The organism is Hahella sp. HNIBRBA332, from assembly GCF_030719035.1.
In the GTDB taxonomy this organism is placed as follows: Bacteria; Pseudomonadota; Gammaproteobacteria; order Pseudomonadales; family Oleiphilaceae; genus Hahella.
The window spans coordinates 2,441,126-2,460,836 of record NZ_CP132203.1 but is presented as its reverse complement, the minus strand read 5'-3'; the positions used below and the strand labels follow the sequence as shown (position 1 = coordinate 2,460,836).

The 19,711-nt window shown below is 57.2% G+C and carries 19 protein-coding genes and 1 pseudogene; 10 read left to right on the top strand and 10 right to left on the bottom strand.

The annotated features are described in order from the left end of the window. Nucleotides 1–152: 152 nt before the first annotated feature. The 9 genes and pseudogenes from O5O45_RS11175 to O5O45_RS11135 all read left to right on the top strand — a co-directional run. Nucleotides 153–314 (top strand): annotated as a pseudogene (locus O5O45_RS11175) (CorA family divalent cation transporter); the annotation flags it as partial. A 130-nt stretch (nt 315–444) separates the two neighbouring features. Next, nucleotides 445–1,212 carry a deoxyribose-phosphate aldolase gene (gene deoC, locus O5O45_RS11170; protein WP_305905302.1) on the top strand — a complete coding sequence of 256 codons (768 nt, stop codon included), beginning with the start codon at nt 445–447 and terminating at the stop codon, nt 1,210–1,212. 91 nt (nt 1,213–1,303) lie between these two features. After that, nucleotides 1,304–2,551: a phosphopentomutase gene (locus tag O5O45_RS11165; RefSeq protein ID WP_305905301.1), complete on the top strand. Its 1,248-nt coding sequence runs from the start codon at nt 1,304–1,306 to the stop codon at nt 2,549–2,551. Nucleotides 2,552–2,615: 64 nt separating this feature from the next. Beyond that, nucleotides 2,616–3,326, top strand: a complete 711-nt coding sequence (gene deoD, locus O5O45_RS11160; RefSeq protein ID WP_305905300.1) for a purine-nucleoside phosphorylase — start codon at nt 2,616–2,618, stop codon at nt 3,324–3,326. A 478-nt stretch (nt 3,327–3,804) separates the two neighbouring features. Then, nucleotides 3,805–4,698: a LysR family transcriptional regulator gene (locus O5O45_RS11155; RefSeq protein ID WP_305905299.1), complete on the top strand. Its 894-nt coding sequence runs from the start codon at nt 3,805–3,807 to the stop codon at nt 4,696–4,698. 118 nt (nt 4,699–4,816) lie between these two features. After that, nucleotides 4,817–5,119 (top strand): DUF7352 domain-containing protein, encoded by a 303-nt coding sequence (locus O5O45_RS11150; RefSeq protein ID WP_305905298.1) that lies wholly within the window; start codon nt 4,817–4,819, stop codon nt 5,117–5,119. Between the two features lie 89 nt (nt 5,120–5,208). Continuing rightward, nucleotides 5,209–5,727 (top strand): peptidoglycan recognition protein family protein, encoded by a 519-nt coding sequence (locus tag O5O45_RS11145; RefSeq protein ID WP_305905297.1) that lies wholly within the window; start codon nt 5,209–5,211, stop codon nt 5,725–5,727. Nucleotides 5,728–5,856: 129 nt separating this feature from the next. Continuing rightward, nucleotides 5,857–6,585, top strand: a complete 729-nt coding sequence (locus O5O45_RS11140; RefSeq protein WP_305905296.1) for a type 2 periplasmic-binding domain-containing protein — start codon at nt 5,857–5,859, stop codon at nt 6,583–6,585. 146 nt (nt 6,586–6,731) lie between these two features. Further along, on the top strand, nt 6,732–7,325 hold the full coding sequence (locus tag O5O45_RS11135) for a histidine phosphatase family protein (RefSeq protein WP_305905295.1): 594 nt from the start codon (nt 6,732–6,734) through the stop codon (nt 7,323–7,325). Between the two features lie 200 nt (nt 7,326–7,525). On the opposite strand, the gene O5O45_RS11130 is transcribed toward O5O45_RS11135, so the two are convergent. The 10 genes from O5O45_RS11130 to phnR form a co-directional block, all read right to left on the bottom strand. Next, nucleotides 7,526–8,092 carry a phosphonate degradation HD-domain oxygenase gene (locus O5O45_RS11130; protein ID WP_305905294.1) on the bottom strand — a complete coding sequence of 189 codons (567 nt, stop codon included), beginning with the start codon at nt 8,090–8,092 and terminating at the stop codon, nt 7,526–7,528. Beyond that, a complete protein-coding gene (locus O5O45_RS11125) occupies nt 8,089–8,763 on the bottom strand; it encodes an HAD family hydrolase (RefSeq protein ID WP_305905293.1) in 675 nt (224 codons plus the stop codon). The genes O5O45_RS11130 and O5O45_RS11125 overlap by 4 nt, the downstream gene beginning before the upstream one ends. Nucleotides 8,764–8,801: 38 nt before the next feature. Beyond that, complete coding sequence (locus O5O45_RS11120; protein ID WP_305905292.1) at nt 8,802–10,037, bottom strand: NAD(P)/FAD-dependent oxidoreductase; 1,236 nt, start codon at nt 10,035–10,037, stop codon at nt 8,802–8,804. Between the two features lie 28 nt (nt 10,038–10,065). Continuing rightward, complete coding sequence (locus tag O5O45_RS11115) at nt 10,066–10,989, bottom strand: EamA family transporter (protein WP_305905291.1); 924 nt, start codon at nt 10,987–10,989, stop codon at nt 10,066–10,068. Continuing rightward, nucleotides 10,986–11,870: a phosphonoacetaldehyde hydrolase gene (gene phnX, locus O5O45_RS11110; protein WP_305905290.1), complete on the bottom strand. Its 885-nt coding sequence runs from the start codon at nt 11,868–11,870 to the stop codon at nt 10,986–10,988. The genes O5O45_RS11115 and phnX overlap by 4 nt, the downstream gene beginning before the upstream one ends. After that, entirely contained in the window at nt 11,867–12,976 is a 1,110-nt protein-coding gene (locus O5O45_RS11105) for a 2-aminoethylphosphonate--pyruvate transaminase (RefSeq protein WP_305905289.1), read from the bottom strand. The genes phnX and O5O45_RS11105 overlap by 4 nt, the downstream gene beginning before the upstream one ends. A 52-nt stretch (nt 12,977–13,028) precedes the next feature. After that, on the bottom strand, nt 13,029–14,750 hold the full coding sequence (locus O5O45_RS11100) for a putative 2-aminoethylphosphonate ABC transporter permease subunit (RefSeq protein ID WP_305905288.1): 1,722 nt from the start codon (nt 14,748–14,750) through the stop codon (nt 13,029–13,031). Further along, nucleotides 14,747–15,829, bottom strand: coding sequence for a putative 2-aminoethylphosphonate ABC transporter ATP-binding protein (locus tag O5O45_RS11095; protein WP_305905287.1), 1,083 nt, complete (start codon nt 15,827–15,829; stop codon nt 14,747–14,749). The genes O5O45_RS11100 and O5O45_RS11095 overlap by 4 nt, the downstream gene beginning before the upstream one ends. A gap of 972 nt (nt 15,830–16,801) precedes the next feature. Next, nucleotides 16,802–17,830, bottom strand: coding sequence for a putative 2-aminoethylphosphonate ABC transporter substrate-binding protein (locus O5O45_RS11090; protein ID WP_305905286.1), 1,029 nt, complete (start codon nt 17,828–17,830; stop codon nt 16,802–16,804). A 120-nt stretch (nt 17,831–17,950) separates the two neighbouring features. After that, a complete protein-coding gene (gene phnR / locus O5O45_RS11085) occupies nt 17,951–18,667 on the bottom strand; it encodes a phosphonate utilization transcriptional regulator PhnR (protein ID WP_305905285.1) in 717 nt (238 codons plus the stop codon). 314 nt (nt 18,668–18,981) lie between these two features. On the opposite strand from phnR, the gene O5O45_RS11080 reads away from it, so the two are divergent. Then, complete coding sequence (locus O5O45_RS11080) at nt 18,982–19,587, top strand: hypothetical protein (RefSeq protein WP_305905284.1); 606 nt, start codon at nt 18,982–18,984, stop codon at nt 19,585–19,587. Nucleotides 19,588–19,711 lie beyond the last annotated feature (124 nt).

Below are 19,711 nucleotides of genomic sequence, written 5' to 3'. Positions count from 1 at the left end.
GAGTCTGCTCGACGGAAAATGCTTCGCTGCCGGCAAAAGTGGGTGTCCTATTAAGTCGATGTTTAAATTAAGCGCTAATTATGGGTGTCCAGATAAGAGCTGGCTGGCGCGACAGTCGTTAATCGACGCAATCACCCAGACGCCGCTCGCCAGTGGTTTTGTTACCACCCACCTTGATCGCCAGTATCTATGGTATGAACTTCGACTATATTCCTGAGCTGAAATGGCCGTTGGGATATCCTTGGGCGATCGGTCTGATGATTGTGTCTGCGGTGACGCCTTTCCTGTATTTCAAGCGCAAAGGTTGGTTGTAGATCGCCTTTGCAATAGAGACGGAGAATTGCGGTATGACGATGAAATTTGATTTATATCCGTTTTGAAGCGTTGGTATCTGCGCATAATAATGCGCTTTTAGGATTTTTATATGTGACCAAGGAACCAGGAATGAGACGTTTGACACTACAAGAAGCCGCCCGATTATCCATCCCATTGTTGGACCTGACTTCGCTGAATGAAGCGGATACGGACGCCAGCATTACCGCGCTTTGTCAGAAAGCGCACACCCCGGAGGGCTGGGTGGCGGCGGTATGCGTATACCCCCGTTTTGTCGCGCTGGCGAAGCAGAATCTGAGTGATTCCCCCGTGAAAGTGGCGACCGTTGTGAACTTTCCTCACGGCGAATCATCGGCCGACGCGGTGATTGGGGAAACCACCGAGGCGATCCGCGCCGGTGCAGATGAGATTGACCTTGTGTTTCCCTATAAAGCCTTGCTGGCGGGAGATGAAAACACGGGGCGTAAATTGGTGGCTGCGGTGAAAGCTGCCTGTGGCGAAGCCGTGCCATTGAAGGTGATCATTGAATCCGGCGAGCTGCAAACCCCGGACTATGTGCGACGCGCCAGCGACTTGGCGATCGCCGCCGGCGCTGATTTTCTGAAGACATCCACCGGAAAAGTGAAGGTCAACGCAACGCTGGATGCGGCGGAGGTCATGCTCAATTGCATTCGTGAGTCCCGCGCGCCAGTGGGGTTCAAAGCCGCAGGCGGAGTCAGTACGCCGGAACAGGCGCGGCTCTATCTCAGTCTGGCGATGAATATCATGGGCGACGACTGGGTGTCTCCAGACAACTTCCGTTTTGGCGCCAGCAGTTTGCTGCATAACCTGCTGGTGTTGTTGGGACATGGCTCCGACCACGCCACTTTGGAATATTGATCTACACTGCAAGACGCAGATCGCGCCTACAAGCGCTGATAACACAATAACAACGAACCGTCATGGAGACAGATACTTTTAAGGAGAGAGTGTGAGCAGGGCAATTTTGATCGTACTGGACAGCTTTGGCATTGGCTCCACGGCTGATGCGGAGCGTTTCGGCGACGCCGGCGCCAACACCTTGTTACATATCGCCGAAGCCTGCGCCGCTGGCGTTTGCGATAGCCAAGGCAGAGCAGGGCCATTACGGCTTCCCAACATGAATCGGCTGGGTTTGGGCAAGGTTGGAGAAGCCAGTTGCGGCGTCGCGGCGCCAGGCTTGGAATCGGCGCCCGCCATTATTGGCGCTTATGGCTTTGCGGAAGAGCTAAGCTCTGGCAAAGATACGCCTTCCGGGCATTGGGAAATCGCTGGCGTTCCCGTGCTTTTTGATTGGGGCTATTTCACCGATAAGCAGCAAAGTTTCCCGCGGGAGTTGCTTGACGCTATTGTCGAAGAAGCCGGTCTGCCCGGTGTGCTTGGTAACGTTCATGCATCCGGCACCCAGATTATTGCGGAATTGGGCATGGAGCATATGGCCACGGGGAAGCCGATTTTCTATACCAGCGCGGATAGCGTCGTTCAGATCGCCTGCCATGAAGATTCGTTTGGCCTGCAGCGTCTGTATGAGCTTTGCCAAATCACCCGCAAACACATCGACCCTTATAATATCGCCCGCGTTATCGCGCGTCCCTTTGTCGGCGCATCGCCGGAGGATTTTCGCCGCACCGGCGCCCGTCGCGATTTCGCCACGCCCCCGCACAAACCGACGCTGCTGGATAAGCTGAGCCTTGCCGGAGCGCAGGTGGTCGCCATTGGCAAGATCTCCGATATCTATGCCGGCAAAGGCGTCAGTCGTTCGGTCAAGGCGGACGGTTTATGCGCGCTGGTGGAAGCGACGCTGACTGTGATGAACGAGACCGACAGCGCGACGAATGAACAAGACACTTTGATTTTCACCAATCTGGTGGACTTTGACATGCTTTACGGCCACCGTCGCGATGTCGCTGGCTATTCGCGGGCGCTGGAAGATTTCGACACCATGTTGCCGGATATCCTGGGTGTTATGACCGATGACGATCTGCTGATTCTGACGGCGGACCATGGCTGCGATCCTACCTGGCCTGGCAGCGATCATACACGGGAGCATATTCCCATTCTGATGTACGGCAAGCGCGCGCCACATGGCTTTATCGGAGCCAGAAAGACTTTCGCCGATATTGGTCAGACGCTGGCGGAATACTTTCATCTGGAGCGACTGGACTTCGGCGAATCCTTTCTCGCGCCAGCGGCCCATTAAATTTATCCCTGGGCGCCGGGATGCGCGCCCAACTGTTTCACCTCATCACATAAGGAAGACGATTATGGCCACTCCTCATATTGCCGCTAACTCCGGCGACTTTGCAGATACCGTTTTGATGCCGGGTGATCCGCTCCGCGCCAAACACATCGCGGAGACTTACCTGGCGAACCCCGTGTTGGTGAACGACGTGCGCGGCATGCTGGGCTATACCGGCGAATACCGTGGACGCAGGCTTTCGGTTATGGGGTCAGGCATGGGCGTGCCTTCCATTTCTATCTACGCCCATGAGTTGTTTACCCAGTTCAATGTAAAAAATATCGTTCGCATCGGCTCCTGCGGCTCTATTCGCGATGAGGTGAAAGTACGCGATATCGTTATCGGAATGGGCGCGGGAACGGACTCTTTGGTGAATCGAGTGCGTCTTAATCATTACGATTTCGCCGCCATTGCCGACTACGACTTGCTGGAGCCAGTGGTAAACGCCGCCCGTCGTCGGGAGACGCGATATCATGTTGGCGCTTTGTTCACCACGGATTTATTCTACGCCGCCGACCCCGGCTTAACAGAGCGTCTATCCGCACATGGCGTCAAGGCGGTGGAGATGGAAGCCGCCGGACTCTACGGCGTGGCGGCGGCGTGCGGCGGCAAAGCCCTGGCCCTTTGCACCGTCAGCGACCATCTGTTAAGCGGTGAAAGATTGAGCCCGGAAGAGAGACGCACCAGCTTCAACGACATGGTGGAAATCGCCCTGGAAGCGGCGGTCAGTTTCTAGCCGCCGGGTTAACCGGGGGTTAACAGGACACCCACTTTTACACTAATAGCACTAATCGGACACCCACCACTAAGGTGCGACGGGCCCCCATGTTTGTGGGGGCTCAGCCATGGTGTTCTTAACAGGACACCCACATTTTGAGTGTGACTGGCCCCCAGGTCTTCGACGGGGTTACGGTCCCAACGCTAATAGTGCAACGTTAGCAAGACACCCATCGTAGACCCCGTCCGATCCTGTTTCCCCCAAGGCTGCCGCCAAGCCAGCCAATTGTCTATCCCTAAAAACTCAATCCCAAACCCACCCGTTCGCGCTGAGCTTGTCGAAGCGTTCTTACTGGGTGTCCTACTAACTTCCGGTCATCGTCAAAATCCTTAAACGGACACCCACCTTTCGTGCGCAATAATGCTCTTCGGGTTTCAACAACCCCCTTGCTTCTGCTAAACAGAGAGGTAGCAGACAGGTAGGGAGAGCCGCATTGATGCTGAAATCGCTGAACTTTAAACATCTTTATTACTTCTGGGTGATCGCGCGGGAGGGTTCGCTGGTCGCCGCCAGCAAGGAACTCAATCTGGCGCCGCAGACTCTCAGTGGGCAGTTGTCTTCCCTTGAGGAGTCACTGGGAGGCTTGTTGTTCAATCGTAAGGGGCGGCGTATGACGTTGACCCAGCTTGGACGATTGGTGCTCAGTTACGCTGACGATATGTTTCGGGTGGCTGGCGAGCTGCAACAGGTCGCGCTGCTGGTGACCAGCGGTCGCTCCATCAGTCTGGCGGTGGGCATTTCCGCTTCGATCCATAAACTGTTCGCCTATCGCATGTTGGAACCGGCCCTGCATCTGGATCGGGAGGTAAAGCTCTCGTGTCGCTCGGGGACCGTTGAGCATCTGGTGCAGGAGTTGTTGAGTTATCGCCTGGATATTGTGCTGGCGGACCGCCTGCCGCCGCTGCAGCGAGACAGCCAGACCCACTGGCGCGAGCTGGAAAGCTCCAGCATCAGCCTGTTCGCCAAGCCTGACCTGGCGCGTACTTTGCGCAAAAACTTCCCCCTTAGTCTAGATGGACAGCCATTACTAGCGTCCACTCTGGAATCGCCGTATTTTCAGCATTTGATGCGATGGTTGGGCGATCATGGGGTCAAACCGGTCATCAAGGCGGAAATCGACGATAGTGCGTTGGTCAAAGTGTTCGGCGCTCGCGGTTTGGGCGTATTCGCCGCCCCGACGGTTATTCGCGAGGAAGTATTGCGGCAGTATCAAGTGGAGCTGGTGGGCAGCATTGAAGCTGTGACTGAGCGGCTGTACGCCGTCACGCGCAGCGCTCGCTCCGGTAATCCGGCGGTAGAGGCGATTTGCCTGCGCCGTTCAGCGTCCTGAAACACCGTTAAAGCATTAAGATCGAAAAAATCGTATCAAAGCGACGTTTAAAACTGCTTTTATCGATCTTGCGGCTTTGTCAGACTGAAACTGAAGCAAGCAACAGGGAGACGCTACGATGAAAGCTATCCACAAATACCGACTGGAAGGACCGCAAACCGCCAATCGAATCAAGTTGAAGGAGGGCGCAAGTATTGTCCGATCTGAGTACTTGGTGACGGAGAAAGCCGTGTTTATTTGGGTAGAGGAGCCTTTGGCGGTGGAAATACCCTCGCAACCCCGACTGTTTTACGTGGTGATGTCCGGTGAGCCGGTGCCGGAGGAGTACTGTTATCTGGACACCGCGCTCGACCCGTTTGGACCAGAGGCCTATCACGTATTCGAGGCCCCGGAAGAGAGTTGCAATTTGAATGCGGCCTGACAGCGGTTTCTGAATGACGTTTCACTTGCGCGGCAGACGCGGAGAAGTTAGAACTGAACGCTCTACTAAAGTGGGTGTCCTCGTAAGCTATGAACCGCCGCAAGTTTATTCTCGCCACGTCGCTGCTTGCGGCGGCGGGGTTGGGAGTCTGGAGCTGGCCCCGTCGCTGGCGCTATATTGTGATTCACCACAGTGGCGGCGCTTCGGGGGACATCGCCTTTCTGCAAGGAGTGCACAGGGAGCGTCAGCCTCATGACCCCATCCACGCCATTCCTTATCACTATGTCATCGGCAACGGCCATGGACTCGCCATGGGAGAAGTCGCCAGCGATTGGCGGCAGGAGTATGACATATGGGGCGGGCATCTGACGCTGCATAATCTGACGCGCAATTTTCTCGGCATTGGGATATGTCTGATTGGCGACTTTGAAAAGCGCGACGTGCCGGAGCCTCAGTATCAGGCATTAGTGAGGCTTACTCGCGGACTGATGGTTCGCTACGCCATCCCTGTCGGCAATGTCACCGGCCATGGCGCGACGCCGGGAGAGTCGACGCAATGTCCCGGCTCGCATTTTCCCATGACCCGCTTTCTACAGGATATCGCTTGACGCTAGCGTCAGCATGGCGACTTGGCATTTTCCAACTATGCTCGAAGTATGTCTGTCCGCCGTCTAATACCGTTCTGTCTTATGCTTATACCTGCAAGCCGCTCACCCTGTCTGCTGGCGATGCGTTTGATGTTGTTAGCTTGTGTTCTCGTTCTTGGCGCAGCGCCTGTTCACGCCGCCCGCAAGATAGTGTTGGTGGTGTCCTCCCAAGTGGCGGAAACCGAGCAAGGCCGCCAGTATAAGTTGTTCTATACCGAAGTGTTTCGTCGTCTTGATCTGGGTTTTGAGATGAAAACCTTCCCCTCCAAGCGTTGTGGCGCGCTGGCTAATTCTGGCGTGGTGGATGGCTTGCCTAGCCGCGTGGCGGGGTATGAAGCCGCGCATCCAAACCTGATCCGAATCAACGCGCCCTTATGGGAGGTGAGCTTCACCGCCTATGCGTTGTCCCCTGGTGCGCGGGTGAACGGCTGGCGTAGCCTCGGTGGACAAGGGTTGCGAGTGGACTGCCGCTTAGGCGTCAGGAACTGTGAGGAAGAAATTCCTAAAATCAAGCAGTTGGGAGCAGTGGAATTTGTCGCTAACGCCAATTTAGGCTTGCGGCGTCTGCAGGCGGGGCGGACGGATCTGTATATCGATCTCGACTTTGTGGTCGACCCGCTGTTGCACGCGGAGGAGTTTTCTCACGCCGGCATACACAAAGCCGGTGTGCTGGAGAGCGTCCCGACCTATTTGTATGTGCACAAGCGCAATCAGGACCTGGCGCCCGCCCTGGAGACGACGCTGACTGCAATGCGGGAAGAAGGCCTGACCGCACAGTTCAATCCCATGGCCACTCCGCAATCCACTGACTCTCCTTGATTCAGCTAACCAAGTCTGGGCTTAAGAAAGCCTGTTAGCGACCATAATTCATATTTTTCCATATTTAAGCACTACCAAAGAGCAAGGGACTATCGTAGTCTGGTTTTTACTTTTCATTCTAACTCTATGATATATATGGACTTCATATGAAAGAATTGTATGTCGTCACCCACACTGAATCCCAACATCATGTCGATAAACGGGTGGGAGGCTGGTACGACTCTGAGCTGACAGAAAAGGGCCGCAAGGATGCAGACGAGCTAGGACAGCGCCTGCAAATAATGGACGCGCACAAGGCGGATATCTATTCATCGGACCTGAAACGAGCGGCGCAAACCGCAGATCGTATCGCCGCAGCGATCGACTCAACCGTTGTGCTGACCCCACAGCTGAGAGAAATGTCCTACGGCGTGGCTGAAGGGCGACCGCAACAGTGGCTGGATGAGCGAATCGTTCCTGTGGCGGGAGACAATCGCTTGGATCATGCCGTCATTGAGGGCGGCGAAACCAAACGAGACTTCGTCTCCCGCATCTATGACTTTCTCGACGGCCTGACCCTGGGGGACAAAACCATCATCTCCACCCACGCTTACGCGGCCACTTTCGTTATCGCCTGGTGGATCAAAATGCCGCCAGAGTCTGTTGGTTACGTCAATTTCAATGTCCAGTCGGGCAAGATCTGCAAACTGGTTGAGGACGATTTGTTCAAAAACCGAACGCTGGCGAACCTCAACCTGTAACCCCAGCTTATCAGGACACCCATCTTAAGGTGGTGGTAGTTTTTCAGAGGAATTAACAGGACACCCATCTTTAGGTGACGAAATGAGTCGAGGCATACTAGCGATTAACCCGGAAAAGTGGTCTTATCTATAGTCATAAATAGGTTTAAGTTATATAGTTAAACTATTGAATATAAATGATTTGAACTGTCCAATATAGTTCATTGAGCCTGGTAGCTAAAATGCCGCTCTAACCAGGACACCCACTTTTTCAGTGGCGGCAGTTCAAACTCTTCCGCCTTGCCCAACTCATCCAGTTCCCGCAGGCGAATGGCGTCATGAAAGGCCGGATCAGCCTCAAACTCGCGGCATTGTTCTTCGGTGAACGGGCCGCCCTGTTGCGACAGAGTAGCTTTGCTGGCGACGGATAGTCCTTTGGCGTACTCAGGCCGGGTCGCCACCAGATAACGTTTCGCCTGCACATGCATGCCGATAGGCCTGACAAGGCTCTCCGGCAGCCCGTGCTCCCGCAGCCAGGATTCAGCGAGACTATCGTGATGGATATAGCCCCATTGATCCCGGCCGGGCAGGTCGCGATCTTCCGCCAGCAGGTGTCCGACATCGTGTAGAAAGGCGGCTCCGATGAGCGCGTTTGAGCCGCCTTGTTGCTGCGCCCACCAGCCGCATTGCGCCATGTGTTCGTATTGTGTGCAGTGTTCGCCGTAGCTTCTGTTTCCATAGAGCCTGAACAGGCGTTCCAGTTCAGTCAGAAATTGATGGCTTATCATGAATGCGCCTTGTCATCTCTTAGCGATAGAATTTCCCAATTTCGTTCGACGGCGATACGCCGTAATACCGGATCAGGATCAACCGCCACCGGACGACGCACTGCTTCCAGCAGCGGCAGGTCGTTATGGGAGTCACTGTAAAAGGTGGCGCTGTGATAGTCCCAACCCTGCTGCGCCGCCCATGCCTGTACCCGGGTGACTTTGCCTTCCCTAAAAGTGGGTGTCCCCGTAAGCGCGCCGGTGATCACCCCGTCCTGAGTTTCAATGTCCACCGCCAGCACATGAGGCACGCCAAGGCGCGTGGCGATAGGCTCCACCAGATGCGCGCCGGTGGCGGAAACGATGGCCATGGGGTCGCCGGCGCGGCGGTGCTCTTCCAGCAGGGCGCGGGCGCGTGAAGGAATCATGGCGTTAATGTGGGTGTCCAGATAAGCGTGGATCAGCGTTTGCAGTGTTGTCGGCGGCATTCCCACCAGAGGCGCCAGGGTGTAGGACATGTAGGCGTTGAAATCTAGGGCCCCGGCTTCGTAGTCGTCCATAAAAGCCTGATTGCGCTCCAGGAAGTTGGGCGGCGTGGCGATGTCGTCCCGGGTGGCGAGAAATTCGGAAAAGGCTTGCGCGCTGTCGCCGGCGAGCAGGGTGTTATCAAGATCAAAAAGCGCTAAGGGCATAGAAAAACCTAAAATCGTGAGTCAAAAAAGAGCAAATATTAGCCTGAGACTTTGCCTTCTCGGGCTAAAGCGCAGCGCAGGCGAAAGGCGGGATCGAATGGATTGACGTCTTGGGCGTCAAAACGATTAGGGTCATACAGGCTGGCGTTGGTAAAGGGCTTGGCGCCGCTGATGAGTTCGGCGATCAGACGTCCAAAGCCGCCGGATGCGCCAACACCGCCGCCGCAGCATCCAGACGCCAACCATAGGCCAGGGACTTCCAGCGCGCCGATCAGAAAATGTCCGTCCGGGGTGTAGCTGGATATGCCGCTGACATAGGCGGCGATCCTTAATTCGTCCAGCATGAGCAACCAGCGCTGGAGGCTTTCATAGCCGTCTTCCAGGGACGCGAGGCCATCGCTGTCCTGATCAAAACTGAAACGATGGATGTCCTGCGGCAGTTGCTCTGGCGAACAATGCACACGCTGGCGATCGCGTAGTCCGAATAACAGTCCGCCAACTTCTGGGCGCGCATAGGCGTTGGCGTCCGGTAGAACCAGGACCGGCGTATCCGGCTGGATGCGTGCGTCCGGGGCGGAGATCCAATATTGGCTGCGCACCGGCGCCATGGCGGGCGCCAGTCCTAAGGGGCGCAATAGCAGCGCGCTCCAGGGACCGCCCGTCACCACAATCTGTCGAGAATAATAGCTGACGCCATCAGCGCACCGTACGCCGCAGACGCCTTGACTGTCCGTCAGAACTTCCGCGACCTCGGCATTGAGCTGTAACCTGGCGCCGCAACGGCGAGCATGGCGCAGGTAGGCGCTGGCCAACTGATAAGGGTCGATATAGCCGTCCTCGGCGACGAATACCGCCACGGCGCCCTTAGGCGTTTGCAACCAGGGCAGGCGCGCCTGCAAATCATGGGTGTCCAGATAACGGGCGGAGCGGTGACGTTTGGTCGTTTCGTCCGCCAGGGCGTGGATTCTGGCGCTGGCGGCAGCGCTGACGCCTGCGTGCAGACTTCCACAGGCGCGCAGGTCCAGGTCTTCCTTCAGGTTGGTTTGCAGGCGTTCAATCGCACGCCAGGTTTCATCGACCATATCCAGCCCGGTGGCGTCGCCGCGGGCGCGTCCCAGCAGTGCGGCGGCCTGACTGGTGGTGGCGCTGGCGGGCGGGCGTCGATCCAGCAACAAGACTCTCTGTCCTTGCGCGCTTAAATAGTCGGCGCTGGCGCATCCGAGGATGCCGGCGCCGATGACAATGACGTCAAAATGTCGATTTGTTGTACTCATCATCTTTCATCAATCACGTTAACAGACCCTAGCCAAGCGCCACGGCGACCAGCCCGCATACGGTGGTGAAGACCCCAGCGGCTTTGGGGGGATAGAGTTTTTCCTTGAACCCCACTACCGCCATTAGCACGCCCAAGGGAATGCTGACCTGACGAAACGCCACCACGTAGCTGACGTTGCTGGCGAACGCCATGGCCAGAATCACCAACGCGTAAGCGCCGGTCATAAAGGCGGCGGTTCCCGCGCAACGCGCCAAGGAGTGACGCAGTAACGGTTTCAGCCGCTTTCGTTCTTTGGCGACTACTACGATTAACAAGGACATCCATAACGCCGCGCTCAGGCACTGCAAGGTGACGTAGACCAGAGACACCTGGAGCGGGTCCGCCCAGGGCCGTCCGCTGATGGGATCGAGCAGTCCTCGCATCTGACTGGTGGCGGCGTCGTCGACGATGGAGTATCCGGCGGTGGCCAGAGCCGCCAGCAGGGCGAAGGCGGTGGTGCGGTTGCCGTAGTTGGACCAGCGCAGGTCGCTGAAACGGGTCATGGGGATAAACAGACACCCACCTACAATCAACGCCACGCCGACCACCGCCTGCGCGCTGATGCTATCGCGCTGCCCAAGGGCGAAGGCAGTCAGGCAGACGATGATTAGCGGCGACGAGCGCGCAATGGGGTACGCAATGGACATATCCCCGGCTTGATAAGCCGCCGCCAGGGCGCTCAAGTACACGGCCTGAAACAAGCCAGTCGCCAGCAATAGCAGCAGAATCCGGGCGTCAAAGGCGGCGATCAGCTGCGTATGCGCAAACAGAATCGGCGCGAACAGCAGAAAGCCGAATAAGGTCACCAGAAAGAAAAAGGCGATGGTGGGGCTGGACTTCTTACCGTAGAAGTTCCAGCCCGCATGGGCGACAGCGGAAATCAGCACCAAAACCAAAGCCGTCCATGTCACCTTAGGGAAACTCCCGCTGCGGTTAAGGTGACGCCCGCCAGACCGGTGGTGTCCGGGCCGTGGCCTTGCGCCAGCCAGCGTTCGATATATTCGACTGCGGCAGGCAGATCCGCCACGCTGCCGATAATCACGTGAGCGCCGCCGCGACGAAAACGCTCTTGCGCCTGTTCCCGCAAGACGGTTTTGCTGGCGCTGTCCAAGGCGGTCCAGTCTTCCTGGCTGAGGCCGACTTCATTGCCGGAGGTGGTGACGCCGACGGTCCACATGCCTGCGGCCAGACCTTCTTCGATGCCGGGCAGGGTGTCGTCGACCTTGATGCAGGCGCGCACGTCGCCGACGCCCAGCTCCAACGCGTTCTTGAGGCTCATGTGTGGGTAAGGGCGTCCTCTGGGGACGTCGGTAGCGCACACGTTGCTGGCGGGGCGATAGCCCTGAGCCGCGGCGATATCCGCCAGAACGTCCAGCATGTCGCGGTTATAGCCGGTATTCGCGCCGATTTTGATAGTGCGTCGCTCTAGCCAGGCGACGGTTTCCATCAGGCCGGGGATAGGGCGGGCGCATTCGCGAATGGCCTCAATCTGCATCGGCACGAAGGCGTGATACAGGCGGTCAATGTTCGCCTCGCTCGCCAGCGCGCCGTATTTTTCTCTCCAGGCTTCGCGCACTCGCGGCATGGTCAGGATTCGCGTGATGTGCTCGCGCTTCTCTGTCCCCATGGGCTCACGGGCTTCAGCCAGGGTAATGGGAATCTCTTGCTCGGCGAACAGATTCTGAAAGGCGCGAATCGGCGCCATCGAGCCGAAATCGTAGGTGGTGCCGGCCCAGTCGAAAATGACGGCTTCAATGGGGCCACGGTAAAAACGTTGATAGGCGTAACTCATGACAGTGAGATCTCCATAGCGATAAGGGTGTCTTTGACGGCTTGCAGCAGGCGCGCCACTTCCGGCGTATCAATTTTGCCGATGCAGCCGATGCGGAAGCTTTCGGTCTGGGTCAGTTTGCCCGGATAGATCACAAAGCCTCGCTGCTTCAGCTCTTGATAGAAGCGTTTGAAATCAAAGTTGGAATCGTCAGGCGATAAAAAGGTGACGATGATGGGCGACAGCCAGCGTTCCTCCAGCAGGGTCTGGAAACCCAGTTGGCGCATGCCGGCGACGAGTTGGTCGCGGTTGCGGGTATAGCGGGCCAGACGTCCGGGGGGGCCGCCTTCGTCTTCGTATTCCCGCAGCGCCTGGGCGAATGCCGCCACCGTATGGGTCGGCGGGGTGTAGCGCCATTGGCCGGTTTTCTCCATATAAGCCCACTGGTCATAAAGGTCCATGCTCAGAGAGTGAGCATTGCCTTTCGCCTGCTCCAGCAGGTCCTGGCGAATCAGCGCAAAGCCAAAACCAGGGACGCCTTCGAAACACTTGTTGGCCGAGGAGATCAACGCGGCGTAGCCCAGTCGCCTGGCATCGGCGGGCAGGGCGCCAAAGGCGCTCATGGAGTCGATAATCAACTTGCGACCGGCGGCGTTAACCACTTCCGCGATGGCCTCAACGGGATTCAAAATTCCGGAGCTGGTCTCGCAGTGCACCACCGCCACGGTGGTGATGCTGGCGTCCTGTCGCAGCAATTCCGCCACGGCGTTGGGGTCGGGAGGCAGATAATCGCCGGTGTCGATACAGACATAGGGACGCTTAAGGTAGTCGCAGATTTTGGCGATGCGTTGGCCATAGGCGCCATTCATCAACACCAGCAGCTTGTCCTGGGGACCAAGCAACGTGCCCAACGTCGCCTCCACCGCGAAGGTGCCGCTGCCCTGCAAGGGAACGCAAACATGGGTGTCCTGGGAATTGGCGACGGCCAGCAACTTATCCCGTACCGTCTGGGTGACCTGATTAAAGTCCTGATCCCAGGAGCCCCAGTCCGTCAGCATGGCTTCTTTTACCGTGAGGGAGGTGGTGATCGGCCCAGGGGTGAGCAGGTAATAATTGGGTTGGTTCATAAATGAGCCCTCAAAAACGAAAGAGAAAATCCTGGGGACGCCATGGCGGTCTTCAGACGCAGCGCCATTTCTGGGTACGTCGCAGTAACAGGCCGCCCAGCAGCCATTGCAGGAGCTTGGCGACCAGACAGGTCAGCATGATCATGACCGCCATCGCCGCCGCAGGAGCAATGTCCCCGGCGTCGTCCATGTTCAACACGGATACGGACGCCAGCATGGTGTTGTGGGAATACAGAAAGATGATGGCGGACACGGTGGTCATGGCGTTGACGAACAAATAGCCGCCAATCTCCAATACCGCCGGCAGGCATACCGGCAAAGACACGCGCCAGAAGGTCAACAACTGCGGCGCCTTCAAGGAAGCCGACACGGCCTCGAACTCTGGATCGATCTGCTTCAGGGCGGTTACCGCAGTGAGATGACAAACGGTGTAAAAGTGCGCGATGGTGCAGATCACCAGAATCGCCATGGTGGCGTACAGACCATTCAAAGGATTGGACGGCGCGTTGAAGAAAAAGATGTACGCCAGCCCCAGCGCCATGCCGGGCGCCGCCAGAGGCAGGATGGCGATAAAGTGGAACAGGGCCCGCAAAGGTCGAAAACCTTGTAGCTTTTCCACCAGATAGGCATTGAAAAAGATGAAAACGGCGCCGAAAAATGCGGTATAGGTCGCCATGCGTATGGAATTCCAGTACGCCTCCCAACCGCCGCCGTCCATGAGATCGAACTGGTAGTTCTTCAATGACAGGCCCAGGTTATAGGGCCAGAAGGTCACGAGGGAGGCGTAGATCGCCATGGCGATAACGCCCAGGATCGTCGCCGTCAGAAGCAGCATGAAAAGCGTACAGCCCTTATCCGCCCAAGGACGACGGGGCGGCGTCCAGGGGGCGGCCTTGGCGGTCAGCGCCGCAGACTGGCGACGCTGCGCCCAACGGTCCGCCAGGAAAGTAAGAATCGCCGGCAGCAATAGAATCACGCTCACCACCGCGCCCATCTGAAAGTTCTGCTGACCGATCACCTGCTTATAGATGTCCGTGGCGAGCATGTTGTATTGGCCGCCGATGACTTTGGGCACGCCAAAATCGGTGATGACCAGGGTGAACACCACGAACGAGGCGCTGATCAGGCCGTATTTGGCGCTGGGCAGGGTGACGGTGAAGAATGTGCGGATGGGCGACGCGCCCAGCGCGGAGGCGGACTCGTACAGGCGTCCGTCGGTATTGGACAGCGCCGTCGCCAGAATCATCAGGGCATGGGGAAAGGTCCAGAAACAGGAGCCGATGACAATGCCGATCGGACCATAGATGCTTTCCCCCAGCAGCCACGCTTTGATGACGCCCTGGTTGCCGAACAGATATACCAGACTGATGGCGGGCAATAACGAAGGCGCCAGGATCGGCGCCGCCAGCGCCACACGGAACGCGCCTTTGCCGGGCAAGCGGGTGCGAGTCAGCGAGTAGGCGGCCAGGAACGCCAGGGTAATCACGATGACGGTGCTCAGTAAGGCGATCGTCAGCGAGTTGCCGATGGACGCCACCAACGAAGGCGTGTTTGAGTAAGCGATGAAGTTTTCCAGGCCGACAAAATCACCCGCCCGGTTTTGCAGGCTCTTGGACAGCAGGGCGTACAGGGGCGCGGCCACCGCGGTTAGCAACGACAGCAGACCGATCAGCATGGCGCCGCCAAGCGCCCATTCGTCTCTACTACGGCGCAGACTCAGCGACGGCAGGGCGACGCGTGGACGGGCAGGCAGGCTCATGGTCGCTCTACTCATGACGCCTCCGCAAACAGGCGCAGACGATCACGAGGTAATTGGAACTCCACGGATTGTCCCTGACGCAACCCCAGCTCCGCCATCTCATTCATGGAAATATCCGCCACCAATACGGCGTTCTGGCTGTCCAGGGCGAGACGAGAGCGCACCCGCGAGCCGAGAAACTGGATATCCAGCACGCTGCCGCTGAGTACGTTGTGACGGTCGCCGTTCAGGCGCAGACGAATATCCTCGGGACGCACGGCGATCTTTACCGGCGCGGACTCCGACATATCTGAGGCGCGGGCGCACTGCAAGGTCACCGGCCCCGCCTGCAACGAATGATTCGGGCCGACGCGGCCCGGCAAAAAGTTCATTTCTCCCACAAACTCCGCCACAAAGGGCGTGCGGGGATGGGTATAGATATCCTGAGGGGAGCCGACCTGCTCAATGCGGCCGTGGTTCATCACCACAATTCGATCCGCCATGGTCAACGCTTCCTCCTGATCATGGGTGACCATAATGGTAGTGACGCCGAGCCGCGCCTGCAGCTGTTTGATCTCCTGCCGCAAATGCGCACGCACGCGGGCGTCCAGAGCGGACAGAGGCTCGTCAAGCAGCAACAAACCCGGGGAGGTGGCCAACGCCCGCGCCAGCGCGACCCGTTGCTGTTGTCCGCCGGACAATTGCGAAGGGTATTTGTCCTCACTGCCGTCCAAGCCTACTACGCTCAGCAGCTCGCGCACCCGCTGACGTCGCTCATCCGCTTTCACACCTTGAGACTTCAAGCCATAGCCGACGTTATCCGCCACCGACAGATTGGGGAACAACGCATAGGACTGAAACACGATGCCGAAATCACGCGCTTTCACCGGCGCGTGAGTGATGTCCCGTCCGCCCTGCGTCACTTGTCCCGCACTGAGGACATCCAGTCCAGCGATGATGCGCAGCAAACTGGTCTTGCCACAGCCCGAGGGGCCTAGAAAGCAGACGAATTCGCCTTCATTCACGGACAGCGAAACGGATTTCAACGCCTGAAAATTGCCGAAGTATTGATCGATATCGGTCAGCTGCAGATAAGGTGTGGGGGACTTGGACATCTTTAATTACTCTTGTTCTGTCTATCAAAATTTAACCGGCGCCCGCTGAAGCTAAATGGACACCCACTTTTAATCCCAAACTTCCCGTTCGCGCTGAGCCTGTCGAAGCGCTCTTATAGGTGTCCTGATAACTTCCTGTAATCACTGGAGATCTTTACGTGGACACCCACATCAGGCCTTTATTGTCGGCCGTCCTTCGACGGGCTCAGGACGAACGGTGGTGTTAAATGGACACCCACTTTTAATCCCGGAGTCCCCGTTCGCGCTGAGCCTGTCGAAGCGCTCTTATGGATGTCCTGATAACTTCCGGTCACCATCAAAGTCACTAAACGGACACCCACTTTATGCCGGGGTTGCCGGCCGTCCTTCGACAGGCTCAGGACGAGCGGCGGTGTTAAATGGACACCCACTTTTAATCCCAAACCCACCCGTTCGCGCTGAGCCTGTCGAAGCGCTCTTATGGGTGTCCTGATAACTTCCGGTCATCATCAGCATTAAGTGGACACCCACTTTAAGCCGGGTTTGCCGGCCTGTCCTTCGACAGGCTCAGGACGAACGGCGGTGTTAAATGGACACCCTTTTATTCCCAAACCCATCCGTTCGCGCTGAGCCTGTCGAAGCGCTCTTATGGGTGTCCTGATAACTTCCGGCCATCATCAGCATTAAGTGGACACCCACTTTAGGCCGGGGTTGTCGGCCGCCCTTCGACAGGCTCAGGACGAACGGGGGAGGGTCGTTTAAAGTGGGTGTCCTGTTAAGAACACGCTTTCGAAACAGCCATCTATCCCTAAATCTCAATCCCAAACCCATCCGTTCGCGCTGAGCCTGTCGAAGCGCTCTTATGGGTGTCCTGATAACTTCCGGCCATCATCAGCATTAAGTGGACACCCACTTTAAGCCGGGTTTGTCGGCCGTCCTTCGACAGGCTCAGGACGAACGGAGGGTTAAAAGTGGGTGTCCTGTTAGCGCTGGCTACTTTGCTTCGCTTTTGCCGTCGAAGCGTTTCTGCCATTCCGCCAGGATGCGTTCGCGGTTGGCGGCGGCCCAGGTGAAGTTGTTGTCGATCATCAGGGCTTCGGCGTTTTCCGGGAAGTACTGCACCGGTTTGGCGACGCCGGGCATGGCGACGACGGCGTAGCCTTCGTTGTAGGTTTCATTGGCTTTGCGGGAGACGGTCCAGTCCACCAGGGTTTGGGCGGCGTCCATTTTTTTGGAGCCTTTCACGATGGCGGTGGCTTCCATGTCCCAACCCAGGCCTTCCTGTGGGAAGATGATGTCCAGCGGTGCGCCGTCTTTCTTGGATTTTGCGGCGCGGAAGGCGAAAGAGATACCGATGGGCGTTTCGCCGGCGGCGGCCATTTTGCAGGGCTTGGAGCCGGAGTGGGTGTAGCGGCTGATGTTCTGGTGCAGGTCGCTCATATATTGCCAGCCTCTTTCTTCGCCGAACATTTGCAGCCAGCTGCTTACGTCGAGGAAGCCGGTGCCGGAGGAGCTGGGGTTAGGCATGATGATGTGGCCCTGATATTCCGGTTTGGTCAAATCTTTCCAGGAGGTGGGCTTGGGCAGATTGAGTTTCTCCGCCTCTACCGTGTTGAAACACACCGCCGCCATCCAGGCGTCCATGCCGGTCCATACCGGCTCCGCATTGTTATCGCGGAACTTTGGGGAGAGGGCGTCATATCCTTTGGGTTTGTAGGGTTGCAGCATGCCTTCGTCGTTGAGCAGCATCAGGCTGGTGGCGGCCAGGCCCCAGACGACGTCCGCCTGCGGGTTTTCTTTTTCCGCCAGCAGTTTGGCGGTGATGATGCCGGTGGAATCCCTCACCCAGTTGATTTTGATGTCTGGATGCTCTTCATTGAAGCGCGCTGCGTATTTCTTCAGGTCTTCCGCTTCGATAGCGGTATATACGGTCAGTTCAGTGGTCGCCGCCTGGGCCGCAAGGGAACACAGAGCCGCGCCGGCCAGGACGCTCACACGCTTCAACAGATACTTCAACGTCATTTTCAGTCTCCTTGGTGAGGGTTGGAGGTTGCTTCTGGTCTATACCAGAAACAACGGTAGCGACTGAATATTGCAGAAAGGTGACGATTTGAAGAACTTTATTATTTGTCTGCCGGATGGCTAGTCTTTAACGTCGATTTGGATGGTCACGGCGTCGTGGCGCCAATATTCGTAGTCCAGTTCTAATACCCGGCCAGAGGCGTCATAGTTCGTGCGTTCGATAAACAGGCCTGGCAAACCCGCCGCCGCGCCCAGTTCGCGTGCGGCGTCTTCCTGCAGCGCGGTGGATTTAAAAATCAGGTTCATGCTGTGATAGGCCTGCCCATACTTGCTGCGCAGCAGGTGGGTCAAGGACTGCGACATGTCTTCTTTTTCGATGCCGGGTAGCAGCGCCGTGTTGATATAGATGTGTTCGATTAATACCGGGCGACCATCGATAGAGCGGCGGCGCTGCAAGAACAGCAGGCGCGCGCCTTTGTCGATTTTCATTAATTCCGCCATGCGTGCATCGGCGGGATTGAGGGTAACGCTGATCAGGTCGGTGTTGGGTGCAAAGCCCTGACTGGACACGTACTCAATAAAACTCTGTCGTCGCGCCGGGTTATACACCACCGCTGGGGGCGAGACGAACCAGCCGCGGCGATTCTGGCGATAGATCAATCCTTCGGCCTCCAGTGTCTGCAATCCCTGGCGTACGGTCATGCGAGTGAGATTGAAGCGTTCGCCGATATCCCGCTCAGAGGGCAGCTTTTCTCCCGGCAGGAGCGCCTGCTGGCGAATCAGATAACTGAAGTGCTGTTGCAGGTAGCGGTAATGGTTGTCGATCTGCTTTTCCATCAAAGATTCTTCTGGTCTATTCCAAAAATACGACAAGGCTATTGAAGCTATATGACGATTCTATGACGGTCCGCCGAAGGTCAACGGCGCTAACCGGTGAGTCGACGTCGCTCTTTTCCGAATTCAGCGTTTCCGTCGCTTTTTGACTTTGTTTGCGAAGCTTAGCAGAAACCTAGGGCTACCGTCGCAACCGGAAAAGCGCGAACAGAGGGTGGAAGGGAACTTGCGGCGCTGACGCCTGTCGGAAGTCTCGGCGTCGTTCCCAAGACGCGGTAACTCCAAGTGGAACGTTTTAATTTTCAAGGAAATAACGCATGACTGTTAATGCAGAGCGAGTGGGTCAGGTGATCCGTAATGGCGGACTGGTCTGGTACAACGCAGCCAACGAAAAACTGGTGTCCAAGCAAATCATTCAGGCCCCGCAACGGGACGGCATGATGGACAACTACACGCACGCCAAAGTGGAGTTTGGCGATAATGAAGTGCTTCTGAAGTCCGTGCCAGGGCCGGAAGGGGCGGATGCGGTGAACATCAAATATCGCGACCGCCAGGCGACCTTCGCTGACCTGGAGGCTCCCGGTTATATCTATTCCGACAGCTTCTCCGGCTGTGTGTTCTATCTGTTCCGGGGACCGCTGGGATACCTGCACGCGGTGCACGCCTACCGGGGCGGCGGCAGGCTGGCGGACCCCACCGAATACTTCAAGGCCCGAGGCGGTAAGCTGCTGTATAAATGGGACAGTCTGGGCAAGTTGACGCAGGACGAACTGATGAGTTACCAGACCGGCGCCGTACTGGCTTGCGTCAGCCGCGACACCATCGACGTATTCGCTTTCGCCACCAAGAACCGCGAGGTGAAACGACTCATTGACCACACCTCCATCCCCGGCTGGGTGGCCAGCGCTGGAGTGCCAGTCTGATCCTGCGTTGAATTGAAATTCACTTTATTGCGCCGCTGTGTTAGCGGCGCTTTTTTATCAGATTTCCCGCGCCAATTGCCCTGCGCCGCCCAGGCATTTTCTGACCTGGTGTGGTTCTTGCCCC

What these genes read in the sequence shown, in the direction of transcription:
- deoC (WP_305905302.1), top strand. Translation starts at nt 445, where the DNA reads ATGAGACGTTTGACACTACAAGAAGCCGCCCGATTATCCATCCCATTG.
- deoD (WP_305905300.1), top strand. Translation starts at nt 2,616, where the DNA reads ATGGCCACTCCTCATATTGCCGCTAACTCCGGCGACTTTGCAGATACC.
- O5O45_RS11155 (WP_305905299.1), top strand. Translation starts at nt 3,805, where the DNA reads ATGCTGAAATCGCTGAACTTTAAACATCTTTATTACTTCTGGGTGATC.
- O5O45_RS11150 (WP_305905298.1), top strand. Translation starts at nt 4,817, where the DNA reads ATGAAAGCTATCCACAAATACCGACTGGAAGGACCGCAAACCGCCAAT.
- O5O45_RS11145 (WP_305905297.1), top strand. Translation starts at nt 5,209, where the DNA reads ATGAACCGCCGCAAGTTTATTCTCGCCACGTCGCTGCTTGCGGCGGCG.
- O5O45_RS11140 (WP_305905296.1), top strand. Translation starts at nt 5,857, where the DNA reads ATGTTGTTAGCTTGTGTTCTCGTTCTTGGCGCAGCGCCTGTTCACGCC.
- O5O45_RS11135 (WP_305905295.1), top strand. Translation starts at nt 6,732, where the DNA reads ATGAAAGAATTGTATGTCGTCACCCACACTGAATCCCAACATCATGTC.
- O5O45_RS11130 (WP_305905294.1), bottom strand. Translation starts at nt 8,092, where the DNA reads ATGATAAGCCATCAATTTCTGACTGAACTGGAACGCCTGTTCAGGCTC.
- O5O45_RS11125 (WP_305905293.1), bottom strand. Translation starts at nt 8,763, where the DNA reads ATGCCCTTAGCGCTTTTTGATCTTGATAACACCCTGCTCGCCGGCGAC.
- O5O45_RS11120 (WP_305905292.1), bottom strand. Translation starts at nt 10,037, where the DNA reads ATGAGTACAACAAATCGACATTTTGACGTCATTGTCATCGGCGCCGGC.
- phnX (WP_305905290.1), bottom strand. Translation starts at nt 11,870, where the DNA reads ATGAGTTACGCCTATCAACGTTTTTACCGTGGCCCCATTGAAGCCGTC.
- O5O45_RS11105 (WP_305905289.1), bottom strand. Translation starts at nt 12,976, where the DNA reads ATGAACCAACCCAATTATTACCTGCTCACCCCTGGGCCGATCACCACC.
- O5O45_RS11100 (WP_305905288.1), bottom strand. Translation starts at nt 14,750, where the DNA reads ATGAGTAGAGCGACCATGAGCCTGCCTGCCCGTCCACGCGTCGCCCTG.
- O5O45_RS11095 (WP_305905287.1), bottom strand. Translation starts at nt 15,829, where the DNA reads ATGTCCAAGTCCCCCACACCTTATCTGCAGCTGACCGATATCGATCAA.
- O5O45_RS11090 (WP_305905286.1), bottom strand. Translation starts at nt 17,830, where the DNA reads ATGACGTTGAAGTATCTGTTGAAGCGTGTGAGCGTCCTGGCCGGCGCG.
- phnR (WP_305905285.1), bottom strand. Translation starts at nt 18,667, where the DNA reads ATGGAAAAGCAGATCGACAACCATTACCGCTACCTGCAACAGCACTTC.
- O5O45_RS11080 (WP_305905284.1), top strand. Translation starts at nt 18,982, where the DNA reads ATGACTGTTAATGCAGAGCGAGTGGGTCAGGTGATCCGTAATGGCGGA.